We start from the raw sequence: 15,661 nt of genomic DNA on the forward strand, positions 1-15,661 counted from the left end.
CTTCTGGGGCTGCATGCATCTGACATGCAGCCCCTTTTCAGAAACAGGCGAACAGACAGGAGGCGTATACTATGGCAGCAAAAAGAGATTATTATGAGGTTCTCGGCGTCAGTAAAAATGCAGATGCGGCTTCCATAAAAAAAGCGTACCGGAAGCTGGCGAAAAAATATCATCCGGATACGAATAAAGGAGACCCGGCGGCAGATGAAAAATTTAAAGAGGCGGCCGAGGCATATGATGTATTGAGCGATCCGGAAAAACGGAAATTATATGACCAGTTTGGCATGGCGGCGTTCGACGGAAGTATGGGAGCGGGCGCCGGAGCAGAAACAGGAAACGGTGCCGGAGGCGGAGCGGGAAGCTACCGGTCATATGGGAATAACGGCTCCGCTTACAGAGAGTTTCATTTCCAGGGGGATAATATGGATGACCTGTTCCGGAACTTTTTCGGAGGAGGTTTTGGAGCAGGGCGCGGCGCAGGCCCCGGATTTGGTTTTGGACAGCAGTTTTACGGAGAAGACGACTATGACGGAAGCAGCTACGGCAGCGGAAGCGGTTACAGTGGCGGAAGCAGCTATGGCGGCAGAAGCAGTTACGGCGGCAGAAACAGCTATGGCGGAGGAATGCGGGGGTCCGATATCACGGCGCAGCTTAAGGTGGAATTTGAGGAAGCGGCGTTCGGATGCGATAAGGTAATCTCGTATCAGGATGAAAGCGGCAGGGTGCAGAACCTGAAGGTACACATCCCGGCAGGAATTGACACCGGAAAGAAGATACGTGTTCCCGGAAAAGGAGGCGCCGGAATGCAGGGCGGACCGGACGGAGACCTTTATCTTGAAATAGTTGTGGGAAACAAAAACGGCTTTGAGCGGAAAGGTCAGGACGTCTACACCACGATTCAGATTCCGTACACCACCGCTGTGTTTGGCGGAGATGTCATCGTTCCCACCCTTTACGGCAACGTAAGCTGTCATATTAAGGAAGGAACACAGTCGGGCACAAAAATACGGCTGCGGGAAAAAGGCATCGCGGACATGAATCATCCGTCCGCAAAAGGCAGTCAGTATACAAAAGTGGAGATACAGGTTCCCCGTAACCTTAACTCAGCAGCAAAACAGAAGCTGAGAGAGTACCAGCGGGCAGTATGACGGGTACAGCAGTATATTTATAGAAAAATGAAGGACCCCTCTGGAAGCGGATTTGCTGACAGAGGGGGTTTTTACGAATAGGATTCCCCAATCCAAGCGGCCTGATTTTTGGGTATACTGTTAATAATCGAATTTTGCATATCGTTGCAGGATGTGATAATATAAATATATATATCATAACGGCTTATTACCCAGATACAAAGAAGTTTGAAAATGATTTGAAAACCAGAAGAAAGGGGAAATAAATATGTGTATGTTTTGTAAAAATACGACTACTATCCAGAGCACCACAACCCACGTTGTGAACTACAAAGACTGCATCATCGTAATCAAGAATGTTCCATGCCTTGAATGTGATCAGTGTGGCGAGAAATATTACACTGATGAAGTCGCTGAAAAGCTGGAAATCATTGTGAATATGGCAAAGAAGCTGATGCAGGAGATTGCTGTGATTGATTACAAACAGGCAGCGTAAAAATTTGTGCTTCAAAAATGAACTGCTGATATTCAGCATGTAGATGTCCGGCATCTGAAAGAAGAAATGATGCAGACCGTATAATTACGGGACAAAATGTATTCCCCGGCTATAAGGAAAATCAGCCGGGGAATATTTGTGATTAAAAGATTGATTATGGCTATTACTGTACTGCGGGCAAGCTGTGAACAGAGAATGGTCTATATAAATGGCGATATATTTAAAGGGAGCTTTCGGAGAAACTGGGAAAGAGATTATCATTGTACTCCAGGCGAAGTTAGGGCTATGCTCCAGGATTAGACGGAATAAACTATGGACATGAAAATTCTGGGGAGTGGCGTCCTTGATATTTTTAAAATATAGAGAACATTGCATTCGGGAATTGGGATAATGTTTTGCCTTAGGCAACCATATGAAATGTAAAGTGATGCGAAATCGTGGAAAAATGCATTTCTGCCGGTCGGACGGAGAAATGCGGATATTCCCTCTGGCTTCCAGACAGGTCATGTAAGATATTAACAATGCATGAAGATATGAGGCTGTTAAAAATAAACAAATTCAAGGGGAATAAAAAGAATAAAATTGTGCATAACAATGAAATTTTTGGAAAAGTGCCCAAAAACACCACTAACTACACTTTCGGATAGTGGATTTTTGCCATTTTCCGTGATATAATGCTCAAAGAGAAAACATTTTTTACCAGAACAGGAGTTGACACCATGAGCAAAAGAAGCGATAATCTGAGAGCAGAGCAGAGCAGAGCAGAGCAGAGCAGAGCAGAGCAGAGCAGAGCAGAGCAGAGCAGAGCAGAGCAGAGCAGAGCAGAGCAGAGATAACGTTCTGTCTTTTTGTGGTGTCTTCCATACAGGATACAGGGAAACCGTCAGAAACCGGGTGGCAGAAATGCCGCCCGGCTTCTGGCGGTTTTTTGCGTCATCCAGATGACGCAAAAAACTCTGGCAGGATGTGCACCCGCGTGAATGGAAGATGTCAGCAGAAGCTGACCACGCGTGGCACGGCAGAAGTGTGCAGGCACACTTCTGTTCCTGCCGGAAATCCGGCAGGAGCTTACAGGAATGTTAAGGGACACATATACGGATACGGGAGGTGACGGCGGTGCAGGATGAAAGCAGGAAAAGAGGAAAAAACACAGCAGACAATGATGTATACATAAGACCGAAAACAGCAGAAAGGAAACTGAAAGCAGCACTGGAGCTGGGGATGGTGGCGTACCTGTACGGCGTCACCGGCACCGGCAAGACCAGGCTGGTGCGGGAAGTGTTTGCACGGAAACAGTACGAGTATTATTCCGCACGGGAAACACAGCCGGAAGAGGTGGGCGTGAAGCCGGACGGCCAGGAGCGCATTGTGGTGGTTGACGACCTTTACACCGTCACCCTGCAGGAAATAAAGGAATGCTGGGCAGCCCTTTTCCGGAAGCTTGCCGGACAGGAGGGCGTCCGCCTGGTACTCGTCTCCCGCGCACCCGTCCCCGGATGGCTGATCCCCCTCCGGGTGGAATACCGGTTCGTGGAGATCGGGGAGAAGGACTTATGTCTTACCCGGAGGGGACAGGACGCGTACCTGGAGCTGTCCGGCATCCGGCTGGAACCGGAGACGGCGGACCGGGCATGGGAGCTGGGAAAAGGGCACCCGGTATCGCTGAAGCTGCTGGTGCTGGAAAACGGGGACGTGGATCTGGCGGTAAAGAACATGTGGCTCTGGCTTGAAAACCATATCTTTGACCAGTGGGAAAAGGAGCTTTCCGAGTTCCTGATGGAAACGTCCATCGTGGAGAATTACACAAAGGAGCTGGCGGCGATGATCACCGGCAGGGATGATGTGGACGCGCTGGTGTCCCGCGCGGAGGAACTGGGGAACTTCATGACCAGCACCGGGTAGGACGGGATATGGGAATACCGCTGGGCGATGCGCCAGGCGATGCGCGGCAGGCTGGCAAGGAAATACAGCCGGGAGCAGATCCGGCAGCTCTATTCCCACGCCGGGCTTTATTACGAGATGTACGGGAGGTACCCGGAGGCACTGGAAATGTACGGGGAATACGGGGATGCGGAGGACATCCGGCGGGTGCTTTCCGCCAATGCCCGGAGGAACCCGGCGGCAGGCTCCTACTTCGAGCTGCGTGACTATTACCTGTCGCTTCCGGAAGAGATGATACTGGACGACCCGGTGCTGATGTGCTACATGAGCATGCTGCATTCCATTTTAATGGACACGGAGGAGAGCGAGCGCTGGTACCGGGAACTGGAGGAATATGCGAGGAAACACAGCGGCGGCGAACGCCGGGAGGCGAGGAGAAGGCTGTTCTACCTGGACATCGCCCTGCCCCACAGGGGGAGCGCGGACATTGCCTCCCTCATAAAGAACGCGGGGAGCCTGCTTCCGGGACAGAAGACAGCGCTGCCGGAGTTTTCCGTGACCACGAACCTCCCCTCCCTGATGAACGGCGGGAAGGACTTCTGTGAATGGAGCAGGCACGACCGGGAGCTGGCGGCTTCCATCGGGAAGGCGGCGTCCATCGTCCTTGGGAAGTACGGGAAAGGGCTTGTGCCCCTTGCCCTCGCGGAGAGCGGGCTTGAGAAAGGAATGGACAGCTTCGAGGTCATGCGGCTGGCGGAAAAAGGAAGGATCGCCGCGGAAGGCGGCGGGAAGACGGAGCTGTGCTTCGTGGCGGCGGCGCTGCTTGCGTGGGTGGCAGTCCTGAACGGGAACGCGGAGTTTGCAGAGGATATCATGACAGCCTACCGGGAGCGCGCGGAAAAGGAAGCGCCCCGGACGCTGCCCAACGCGGACGCTTTCCTGTGCAGGATATACCTGTACCGGAGGCAGCCCGCCAGGGCAGCGGAGTGGATGGAGAAGGCACCGGACGAAAACGGGACGTTCTGCACGCTGGAGAGGTTCCGGTACCTGACGAAAGCGCGCGTCTACCTGATGGCAGGGAAGACCGGGGAAGCCCTGGCGCTCCTGGAGCAGCTCCTGTATTATGCGGAAAAGATGAAGCGCACCTATATCCACATGGAAGCATCCCTGCTCCTTGCCATCGCGCTGTACCGTGCGGGGCGGGAGGAATGGAGGGAGACCCTGCAGGGCTGCGTCACACAGGCGGAAAGCTACCATTTCGTGAGGCTGTTCTCCCGTGAGTGCGGCGCCGCGCTGGACCTCCTGGAAACGGCGGACCTCACCTGGCAGGATGAGGACTTCCGGACAGAGGTGCTGGAGGAGTGCCGCAGGATGGAAAAATCCTATCCCCGCTATATGGAGCAGGGGACGGACGCCGAGGTGCGGCTGCCAGAGCAGGCAGTGAAGGTGCTTAAGATGCAGGCGGAAGGCCTTTCCACGCGGGCGATCGCGGAGCACATGGGGATAAAGGAAGCCACGGTGAAATACCATAATAAAGAAACATACCGGAAGCTGGGCGTGAGCACCCGGACCGCCGCAGTCAATGAGGCGAGGAAACGGAAGCTGATATAGGATGTACGGAATGGAAAACACGGATACCCGAAACAGCAGGTACCGGTTACAGATACAGAAATTTTTTGCAGCAGGAACAGGAGTGATACAGGCATGAAAAACAGGAACAGGGGGCTGCGCCGGGCGGCGGCATTCATACTGGCGGCGGTACTGGCGGGAAGCTCCGTGGAGATCCCAGCCGCAGCGGGCGGGGATACGGGCACAGGAACCACCGGCATGGGGACGGCGGTAGTCACAAGGTTTTCTGACCTTGATGACGGGATACGTACACAGACACTGGATACAGGTGCGGAAGAGATGGCTATTAACTTTCCGGGAGAACTGACTGTCACACTGGAACTCCAGCCGGCAGAATCCGGCGTGGAAGCAACAGCGGCGGTTCAGGAGACGGAAACGCAGACAGAACCGGTGACACAGGAACCCGTGCCGGATAATATGCAGACAGAAGAAAACACGGGAACACAGGAGAACCCGGACGTGACGCAGGAGCAGACAGACGGACCGGAAGCAGACACCGGGACAGAAGAGAAAACCGAATCGGTGACGCCTCCTGCGACGGAGAATACAGAGCAGACAGAAACATCGGGGACAGAAGAACCGGGGACGGAAGCACCTGTACAGCAGCAGGCAGAGCCGGCGGAACCGTCCGGACAGGAAGGACAGAGCGCAGGCACGGAAGCACCGGCAGCGGAAACCGGGGCAACAGAAACTGCAGCAGTCCTGCAGGCAGAGCCTCCCGCAGAAACGGAAGCCCCGGTGACGGAAGAGCAGAAAGCCCCGGAAACGGAACAGACGGTGACGGATACATCATCAGACGGCGGTATCCTGACCTCCCTGCTGGATGCGGTATTCCCGTCCATGACTGTCCATGCGGCGGAAGCCACAAATGTGCAGACAGTTGAAAATTTTACGCTGACGGGAGTTAAATGGAAGCTTGACGCGGAAAAGAGCAGTGCGGCGGAATTTTCCTCCGATGAAACGGCGGTCGGGAAGACCTATACATACGTCCCGGTGCTTCCAGAGACAGTAACCATAAATGATGTGACGTACACCCTGAAATCTGAGGAAAGCGTGAGACTGCCGAAGATTATGGTTACGATAAAAGAAAAGGAAACCGGCAATCCGGTAGCCAGGGTAGAGAAAAACGGGAAAACAGAGGAATTTGATGATATCACAGAAGCCTTTGCATCTGTAGGCGCAGGGGAAACGGCGACCATCACGCTGCTGGATAATGCAGAGACGGATATTACCGTTTCCGGTAATGTTACGCTGACCAGCACGGAAGCAGTTGTGCTCGCCGGTACCGTTACGGTTCCCTCCGGTGCGAGCCTGACCCTCGCAGGGGATGCCCTTACCATCAGAAAAACGACAGATGATAGTATTGCGAGAGGCATATACGTTACAGGCGGGACGCTTGTTGTGGAAAAGGGAACGGTTGAGGCGGTGTCGGAAGATTCTTGGGGGGCTTACGGTATTTATGTCAGCGGTGGAACGGCTGAAATGAAAGGGGGAACAATCAAGGCAGGAGATCCGGAAGACAGCAATTGGTCGGGTTATGGCATACTTATTTCGGGCAGTGGGTCACTGTCGGTTATTGCCGGAACGGTCAGCGGTTCTGGAGTTGGTCTTGATATTGCAAGCACGGATGTGTCGCTTAGCGGGGGAACCTTTACCGGCGGCTATGACGGCACAGGATATGCTATAGTAACTATTGGATACAACACGCTCGGCGGAGTATTGGAGAAAGGCTTCGTGTATTATGACGCAGACGGCGCTTATGCGGCGGGGGCAAACAACACAGACACCATTCTCCCTGCCGGAACTTACACCATAGGCGCGTGCAGCGGCCATTCCTATGGAGCATGGTCGTCTGCGGACAGCAAGGTGCATACCCGTACATGCGAATACTGCGGAACAGAGGAGACAACGGAGAACCATCAGTTTGGCGAAGACGGTAAATGTACCGTGGAGGGCTGCACTGCCCAGGCGTCGGCGGGCGTTACTGTGAACGGCCAGACGGAATACTATACGGATATTTCAGCAGCCTTCTCAGCCGCGTCCACGGCGGGGACTAAGGCAGAGGTAAAGCTGCTGGCGGATATTGACTATGGCAGTCAGGGTTATATCTCAATACTAAGCGGAGATATAACGCTTGATCTGAACGGATATACGCTGACAGGTAAGAATCAAAACCAGGTCCTGTTTCTGGAATACTGCCAGATGACCATTAAAGACAGCAGCAACGGGAAAACAGGGACTATCAGAAATATGAACGGGAAAGGAGTCTTTGTAAGGAGCGGAGCATCCCTGACGGTGGAAAGCGGCAGGATAGAGACAAACCCGGATAGTACAGGCTGGGTTTCCGGGACGGCCATCAATGTGGCCTGGGGAGGAAACCTTACCATTTATGATGGTGAACTGGACGGCTATGTTGGTGTCCATTTGAATGAGGGGAGTGTGACGATTCATGGAGGATCGATCAGCGGTTCCTGGTATGCAGTCCGTGAAATTAACAAACAGGACAATGTGACGTTGTACGGCGGAACTTATACAGGGGGCCTCAATACCAAGAATAAGACCTTTGCCCAAATTTTGGGTGAGGGAAGAGCGTATTATGATACAGAAACCGGCAGCTTCTTGACAGAGGGGCTGAACCAGACCGGGGAACTGGCGGTCGGGAAGACAGTTTCCATTCAGGCGGCTCCGGTACAGATCACAGACGGTCCATCTGACCTGAAGCTGTCCTACGGATTTGCGAGCGGTACGGCGAAGCTGCAGGTGACTGCGGAAAAAGGGGAAACTGTGACAGGGGAAATCTCTTACCAGTGGTACCGGGTAAACGAAGAGGAAGGTGGAACGGATGAGGCTCTTACCGACAGTGAGGGCGGATATGCCGGAAGCCGGACGGACACCCTGGTTCTGCCGGACAGCTGGGTAAGCGGCGGGAGCGGAAACTTCTATTGTGTGGTTTCCTGCGGCGGCTATTCCGTGTCCAGCCGGACGGTCCATGCTGAGATCGAAGTGTGCCCTCACAGCCAGATCACAGGCGGAGTCTGCCAGGGCTGCGGCAAGACATTTGAGGCCAGCGTTTCAGACGGCGCAGGCGGTGATGGGGTCTATTATGAGGTCTTTGAGGATGCCTGGACAGCGGCGCAGGGAAAGACGGCTGAGGTAACACTGCTGGCAGATGTGGAAGTCAGCGCAACCCTTACGGTAACGTCCGGCAGTAATATCACCTTAAAGAGCGAAAAGGACAGCAACTATACCATCTCCGGAAATGTTTTTAATTCGGCGAGCGGACTGATTAATGTTGCTTCCGGGGGAACCCTTACGCTGAAGAGCGGAACCGTTAAAAATGGAGCGGGCGGAAACAATGCCATTGCAGTAAATGGCGGGCATTTTGTCCTGAACGGCGGAACTGCTGCGGCAACGGCGGACGGACATTCCGGCGTCTGCGTGTACAACAGGGGAACGGCAGAAATCCAGACGGGGAACGTCAGCGGGGATATTGGCGTGGCGGCGGCTTCCGATGGAAGTATCATCACTATTCTGGACGGAAACATCAGCGGCAGGGCAAGCGGCGTGTATGTCAGCGGTTCCGGGGCAAAGATCACGATCACAGGAGGCAGCATCAGCGCTTCCAATACAAAAGGGGAAAACGGTGCAGACGGCGCGGCACTCAGAATCCAGAGTTCTGGTAGTGCGCTCCTTTCCGGAGGAAGTTACAGCGGTGCATATGGCATCTTGATTGATAGCGGAAACTCTATTACGCTGAAAGAGCTTTTAAATGTAGGCGGGGACCTGAAGTATGCTTATTATTCTTCCAATGGGGTGCTGGTTACGGAAGGTCTGGACGGTAAAACGCTGACGGGTCCGCTGACTGTAGAAAAATGCGGACACAGTTACAAAACCTGGACAGATAAAGAAGATGGAGAGAACCACATCGGAACATGTGTGGTATGTGGGCATGAAGAAACAAAACCCCATGACTGGGATACAGACGGAAGCTGTAAGGCAGAAGGCTGTACTGCACAGGCGGCAGCCAGTGTGGAAATCGGTGATGCTTCAAAGTATTTCAGCACTATAGAAGAAGCGTGGACCTATGCGCAGGAGAACAGCTCTGACAGTTCCACAGCGGTAGTAACTCTGCTTACGGATGTGGTGGTAACAAGCCCGCTGACTGTGACCAGTGGGAATATTACACTGGCCGGCGTAGGGGGCGATGGAAACATTCATTCTATTTCCGGCAATATTCCTTATGATAGTGCTACCAGTATACCGGCGATTATTCATGTTACCGGCGGTGTACTGACATTCCAAAGTGGAACAATCAACAGCACAAATGCTCAGGGTGAGGGAATCCGCGTAACTGCAGGCATTCTAAACATGAAGGGCGGTACAATTTATGCCGGCGGTGAGGGTATACTTGTTGCCAGTAGTGGCGCAGTGGTCAACATTGAGTCCGGAAGTATTTCCGGTGAAAGCCGCGGTCTTTCTGTTAGTGCAGCAGGTAAAGTTACTCTTTCTGGAGGCACTTTTTCCAGCACCAGTTACGGCAATGCAGTATTTTGTTATACGGGCAAGTCGGTTGGCAGTATTCTCGAAGAAAACTATGCTTATAAACAGAATGATAGTTGGGTGAGCGACACCTCTGTTGGAACTCTGAAAGGCACGGTCATAGTGGAAGAGGCACCCATTAAGAACCTGATAGTCAAAGCTGATAAATCTGATGTAACGGTCAGTCTTGATGAGGTGGTGACGATTACTGCTGAAGTGGAATTGTCCAAAGATTATACAGATTCGGATGTGACTTATAAATGGTATTGTGGAGGACATCTTCTTTATGAGACAAAGGAAATGGTATATATCCCAGAGTGGAGCGGCATGCAGACCTTTATCTGTGAAGTAAGTTGTGATGGCTATACCGTAACTGGCAGTGCTGTTATTAATGTGAGAGAACCAGATGCAATAGCCTACACCATTACCATTCCGGCAACTGCCGTTGCGGGCGGAGATGCCGTCAGCGTTGGAATCAATACAAAAGAACCATTCAACTTAAATGGCGGAACGGTCAGTGTTTCTGTCAGCGGTGGAATTGATAAAAACGGGAAACTGACCTTAACCAATACAGATAATTCTGGAAGCAGTGTGACGTCAGAGATGCTTGTAGAAGGAAAAAAATATACAGGCGGGGCAGTTGCAGAGTTTAAGGCAGAGAGCGACCCGGCAGTTTCCCTTTCCTTTAAGGAGCCGACAGAAACAAATATCCTGGCAGGAACCTATGAGGGAACCGTCACATTTTCGATTGATTATACAGCAGCGGAAGGAGGGACGACAGAATGAGCAGTAACAACCCGAAAGGGAAGACAGGAAAAATCCTTCTTCTGATCGTGCTGGTAATCCTGCTTGTGGGAGCCGGGGTATTTGTGGGGCTGAACTGGAATAACTGGTTCGGGGAGGATGCCCCGCAGGGCGGCGGTCTGGCCACGGATGAAAATGCCCAGGACTGGACCGGCGAGCAGGACGTGTACGAAGGGGAGAAAAACACGGACACCATTGATATCCCCGGATACGGGAGCATTACCCTGAAGGCGGATGCCGCAGAGCAGTCCGTGAATCTGTACAACCCGGAGCAGAATACCTGCTACTTCCGCATGACGCTGCTGCTGTCAGACGGCACGCAGTTATGGCAGTCCGGCCTCATAGAGCCGGGGAAGGGAATCTATGATATCACGCTGGAGCAGACGCTTGCCGCAGGAACATATGAGGATGCGGTGCTGAAATACGAATGCTTCGCGATGGATGACGCACAGACGCCGTTAAACGGCTCTGAAATAAAATTAACATTAAATGTAATTAATTAAAGGAGGATCACCATGATGAAAAACAGAAAGTATCTTACAAAAGGACTTGCAGGAGTGCTTGCAGCAGGAATGATCGCAGGAGGAGCGCTGACTGCTTTTGCAGCAGAAAACGATACGCTGACAGTGACGTATGCAAAAGATTCCAGGTATGTACTGAGCATCCCGAAAACTGTGACGCTGAGTGAAACAGTAAGTGTTGCTGCAGAGCCGATCACTCTTACAGAAAGTAATGTGGCAACAGGCAAGAAAGTGGCGGTTACTGTTGCAAGCGGAATATCAGGCGGCAAGGTAACGCTTACAGATTCTGCAGATGCAGCAAATAAGATAACATCCACCGTCAGCCTGATCGCAGGAGGGGAAGCAATCGAAGATAACGCGGTGGTGGCAGAATTTACAGCAAACGCACTGACAGCAGATGAAGGAACAGGTACATTACATTTCGCTGCACTTGGAACGGTAGGAGCAGGTAATTACACCGGACAGATTGTATTCACTTCATCAGTTGTAGACAGCACGAACTAAACACCGGGAGGCGGCATAGGCATGGAAACAGGGAAAAAACGGAAAAAAAGAGCTGCGGGAATAGTCCTTGCAGCGGCTGTCCTGGCAATGTCCGTCTGCACAGCGTATGCCGCTGACGGCAGCCAGTCGCAGTCCATGCAGCTCACCATCAAAAAGGATGCGTCCTACACAATGTCCATCCCGAAGAGCCAGGATATCGTTTTCGGTACGGTGGACACAGAAATCGGCAAATTGTCTGTGACAGGGGAGATCGGTACAAAGCAGGAGGTCCGTGTCAGCGTGGATACCACGGAATTTACGGATACTGCGGATGCCGGGAACCATTTCCTGTTTGCACTCTGGCAGGGAAGCGGGGTATTTACCGGGAAGACCTGGAGCAGTAAGGAACTGGAAGGCAGTGGGACACCTGTCCTGCTGACCGTCCACATCCCCAGCGAAACATGGGGGAAAACCAGTCCGGGCACCTACCGGGCAGTGGTCACCTTTGCGGCAGAGCTTGCTGATACACAGTAAGACCGGAAATTTCAGAGAGGAGGCGGGAAAGTGGGATTTTTAAAGAAAGGGATCCGGACACTGGCGGAAGCGGCGGCGCTGTGCCTCCTGCTCACTGTGCTCCCGGCGCCTGTGCAGGCGCAGGAGGCGCAGACCGGGCAGGACAGCCAGACCGTGCTGACCACAAAGGTGGACGGACATCCGGATACTGTGGATAAAGGCAGTGGGGAAGTGACGCTTGACGACGGGACGGCTGTGACTGTGGAAGGGGACAGCCTGCCGGACGGGCTGCTCTTCGTGGTGGAACACATACTGGAGGAAGAAAACGGGGAAACCCATGACTGGATCGAGAAATGTATGGAAGGGCTTGGGACGAACCTGCATGTCTACGATATTTATTTTGTGGACAGCAACGGACAGCGTTATGAGGTGGACGGGCAGATCAACATCAGCATCAGCATCAGCCTGGACAGTGCATACAGAAACCCGTCCGTCTATTATGTGTCCGGACAGGGCAGCGTGACCCGGATGGAGAGCAGTGTATCCGGCGGAAAGATTTCCTTTGCCACCACACACAACAGCTATTATGTGCTGGCAGAGCAGCCGGAGGGCGGAAACGAAACGGAAACACCGGGCAGCTCCTCCGGAAGCGATGCGAAAGGAGCCGCGGCAAAGACCGGGGATGAAACAGACCCGATGCTGTGGATACTGCTCTGCGGAGGCTCGGTAATGGTTCTGCTGGTCTGCGCGGCAGGAAGAAACAGAAGCAAAGCAGATTAAAAATGAAAAAGCGGGAACGGATACGAATCTCTGTTAAGCCGCTTATGTAAAAAAAGCGGGCAGCATGATAAAACGTGCTGCCCTGCAGTCTATAGCGGGGAGGGACAGTTTTGGAAAAGAGATGCTGTATCTGCGAAACCGGGGGCGAGAGCCTTCTGCGTCTGTCTGACGGTTATATATGTGCGCCGTGTGCCATGAAAGGGAATGACTATGGCATGGTGAGGCGCAGGCGGTTTGGAAAAGAAGGAAGATATCTGCAGCTGGATATGGAAAAAGCATGGCGGACACACAGCGAACTGGACACGCAGATGTTTTTCAACAGAATGAGGCATATAGAGATTGTACGCAGGGCGCTAAAGCCTTCCCGGATTTCACCGGACGGGCATATCCTGGTGGATGGAAATGCACGTTATTTGTATCTGAACGAGGGAGAACTGTTTGGAAACACGTATTATTCCCTCTGCTATGAAATAAAAGCTGTCAGGGCGTTTTATCTGGACCGTTTCTATGAAGTGTCCGGAACAACGAAAGAAAAAAAGAATTTCTTCCTCCGCCTTGTAATCGAACTGAAGGACGAATATGTCCCGTATCTCAGCTACAGGCTGTGTGCGACCTCCCTGATGTACCCGCAGCCTTATGAGCGGATGGCGCGGTTTGAGGGCGAGCAGGCGCTGAAGTTTCTGGAAGGTGTGACGGGGAAAAACGCTTCGGAGGAAACAGAAACCTGGATGATTTCTTAGTTGCGGCGGATTATTAAGACATGAAGAGTTTATGGCGGTGCATATTTTGCACCGCTTTTATAGTGGAAATTTCATAATAAAGATAAAAAATACATTTAACTGAGAAAAAATCTGATTTATATGTTGAAAAGTAAGGAAAGTGAGATATAATAGTGTATAAAGAGAAGTGAGGTGCAAATATGCTTATTCAGTTTAGTTTTAAAAATTTTAAATCATTTCGGGACGAAGCAACACTGGATCTGTCAGCAGCTAAAATGACAGAATTTGCGGAGAGGGTAGTTACAGTAGGCAATGAAAGAATTTTACCCATAGCGGCTATCTATGGCGCGAATGCCAGCGGGAAGTCCAATATATATAATGCGTTTGAGTATATGGCGGATTATGTGATTGAGTCTTTCAAGTATGGGGATGAAGAGGAAAGGTTTGAAGAATTCAAGCCAACACCGTTTCTGTTTGACAGTGTTTCAGAGGAAGCGGAATCCAGTTTCGAGGTGTATTTTACGATTCCGGGAGATAAATCAGAGAGAACATATAATTATGGCTTTTGTGTGGATGCTCATGGAGTAACAGAAGAATGGCTGAATACAAAGGCCAGAACAGCGCGTAAATATACGAGTGTTTTTTATCGTTCTGTTGAGGAGGATGTTTTGGATTTATCCGGACTTCCTAAGAACAGCAGGGAAAATATTCGGGTGGCTTTGGAGCAGCAGGTTTTGATTGTTTCGCTGGGAGCAAAACTGAGGGTAAATAAGTGCAAAGATATACGGGATTGGTTTCTTGCGAATGAGTTTGCGGATTTTGGTGATTTATTTACAAATTTCTTCTTATCGCGGCGCTTGCCAAAAGGATTTGTAGAAGATACAAGTGTTCAGAAACAGGTTATTGAGTATTTTTCCTCTTTCGATGAGCATATAAAAGATTTTGAGATAGAAAAACTTCCGAATGATGGGGAAAGCAAAGAAGAAGTATACAAAATCAACGCATTGCACAAAAAAATAGATTCGGATACATTTGCCGCAATCCCATTAGGGATGGAATCCGCAGGAACTCTGAAAATGTTTGCACTTTATCCGGAACTGCAGGATGTGCTGGAAAAAGGAAGTGTATTTTTTATTGATGAGCTGAATGCCCGGTTACATCCGCTGTTAGTTCGTAATTTTTTGCTTACTTTCCTTAATCCGGAAATTAATACGAATCATGCACAGTTGATTTTTACGACACACGATACATGGCAGCTGTCGAACCAGCTTCTGCGCAGGGACGAGGTATGGTTTACGGAAAAAGATGAGCAGGGAATATCAAAGCTGTATTCACTGGCAGATTTTATAGATGAGTCGGGTTCCAGAATCCGAAAAGATGAGAGCTATGAAAAAAATTATCTGATTGGAAAATATGGCGCTATTCCGACTTTGAAAAGCATTGATATCTTTAAGGAGGCATAGCGGTATATGGCGAGAAAAGACAGGAACGGCAACCGGAAATCCAGAGAGCAGAGAACACCTTTAAAACTTCCTGATCTTGGATATTATTTGATTGTTACAGACACAGAGGCAACAGAACGCTGTTACTTTGAGGGATTGCATAAGTCTTTACCGGAAAATATAAAGAATAAACTGGTAATTAAAGTGGTGGAAACCAGGACAAGAACAATGATTAATAAATGTCTTGAAATGACTGCATATGATGCGCAGTATCGGATGCCCTGGATTGTGTTTGATCGGGATGAAGTAAAGGATTTTGATGAGATTATAAAAGAAGCGGAAGCGTATGGCATAGGAGTTGGCTGGTCAAATCCTTGTTTTGAAATATGGATGTATGCTTACTATGGAGCCATGCCGGCTATTACGGAATCCTGGACATGCTGCAGTGAATTTGGTAAAGTATATCAGAGAAAAACGGAACAGAAATATTCGAAAGCAGATATGGGATTATATGAAAAAATTTCCCGAACAGGAAATGAAGAAAAGGCGATTCATATTGCACAGCAGAAATATGAACAATGTGTACGTGAGGGTAAAAAAATACCATCTCAGATGTGTCCATGTACAACAGTGTTTCAGCTTGTGGGAGAGATAAGGAAGAAAGTTAAAAATTGCCTGTAAGCTGGTAAGTGATTCCGGAACAGAATCAGATGGGATATAAATCACA

The 15,661-nt window shown here is 50.8% G+C and carries 13 protein-coding genes; all 13 read left to right on the forward strand.

From position 1 onward, the window contains the following. Positions 1-71 precede the first annotated feature (71 nt). On the forward strand, positions 72-1,148 hold the full coding sequence (locus NQ534_RS16010) for a DnaJ C-terminal domain-containing protein (protein WP_006864660.1): 1,077 nt from the start codon (positions 72-74) through the stop codon (positions 1,146-1,148). A 134-nt stretch (positions 1,149-1,282) separates the two neighbouring features. Beyond that, positions 1,283-1,393: a hypothetical protein gene (locus NQ534_RS21770; RefSeq protein WP_334303839.1), complete on the forward strand. Its 111-nt coding sequence runs from the start codon at positions 1,283-1,285 to the stop codon at positions 1,391-1,393. A gap of 2 nt (positions 1,394-1,395) precedes the next feature. Then, entirely contained in the window at positions 1,396-1,623 is a 228-nt protein-coding gene (locus NQ534_RS16015; protein ID WP_040785708.1) for a type II toxin-antitoxin system MqsA family antitoxin, read from the forward strand. Positions 1,624-2,739: 1,116 nt separating this feature from the next. Beyond that, complete coding sequence (locus NQ534_RS16020) at positions 2,740-3,525, forward strand: winged helix-turn-helix domain-containing protein (RefSeq protein ID WP_260042778.1); 786 nt, start codon at positions 2,740-2,742, stop codon at positions 3,523-3,525. 27 nt (positions 3,526-3,552) lie between these two features. After that, entirely contained in the window at positions 3,553-5,115 is a 1,563-nt protein-coding gene (locus NQ534_RS16025) for a helix-turn-helix transcriptional regulator (protein ID WP_006863032.1), read from the forward strand. A 93-nt stretch (positions 5,116-5,208) separates the two neighbouring features. After that, the gene (locus NQ534_RS16030; protein ID WP_006863031.1) at positions 5,209-10,458 is read left to right on the forward strand and encodes a ribonuclease E domain-containing protein; all 5,250 of its coding nucleotides are present in this window, start codon (positions 5,209-5,211) and stop codon (positions 10,456-10,458) included. Continuing rightward, on the forward strand, positions 10,455-10,979 hold the full coding sequence (locus NQ534_RS16035) for a hypothetical protein (protein ID WP_006863030.1): 525 nt from the start codon (positions 10,455-10,457) through the stop codon (positions 10,977-10,979). The genes NQ534_RS16030 and NQ534_RS16035 overlap by 4 nt, the downstream gene beginning before the upstream one ends. Before the next feature lie 12 nt (positions 10,980-10,991). Next, positions 10,992-11,501 (forward strand): hypothetical protein, encoded by a 510-nt coding sequence (locus NQ534_RS16040; RefSeq protein WP_006863029.1) that lies wholly within the window; start codon positions 10,992-10,994, stop codon positions 11,499-11,501. Positions 11,502-11,522: 21 nt separating this feature from the next. Then, complete coding sequence (locus tag NQ534_RS16045; RefSeq protein WP_006863028.1) at positions 11,523-12,014, forward strand: hypothetical protein; 492 nt, start codon at positions 11,523-11,525, stop codon at positions 12,012-12,014. Positions 12,015-12,044: 30 nt separating this feature from the next. After that, positions 12,045-12,773, forward strand: a complete 729-nt coding sequence (locus tag NQ534_RS16050; protein WP_006863027.1) for a hypothetical protein — start codon at positions 12,045-12,047, stop codon at positions 12,771-12,773. Between the two features lie 110 nt (positions 12,774-12,883). Next, positions 12,884-13,513 (forward strand): hypothetical protein, encoded by a 630-nt coding sequence (locus NQ534_RS16055; RefSeq protein ID WP_040784185.1) that lies wholly within the window; start codon positions 12,884-12,886, stop codon positions 13,511-13,513. 179 nt (positions 13,514-13,692) lie between these two features. Beyond that, a complete protein-coding gene (locus NQ534_RS16060; RefSeq protein WP_006863025.1) occupies positions 13,693-14,955 on the forward strand; it encodes an AAA family ATPase in 1,263 nt (420 codons plus the stop codon). Between the two features lie 6 nt (positions 14,956-14,961). Next, positions 14,962-15,615: an RloB family protein gene (locus NQ534_RS16065; protein WP_006863024.1), complete on the forward strand. Its 654-nt coding sequence runs from the start codon at positions 14,962-14,964 to the stop codon at positions 15,613-15,615. Positions 15,616-15,661 lie beyond the last annotated feature (46 nt).

The organism is Marvinbryantia formatexigens DSM 14469 (assembly GCF_025148285.1).
In the GTDB taxonomy this organism is placed as follows: Bacteria; Bacillota; Clostridia; order Lachnospirales; family Lachnospiraceae; genus Marvinbryantia; species Marvinbryantia formatexigens.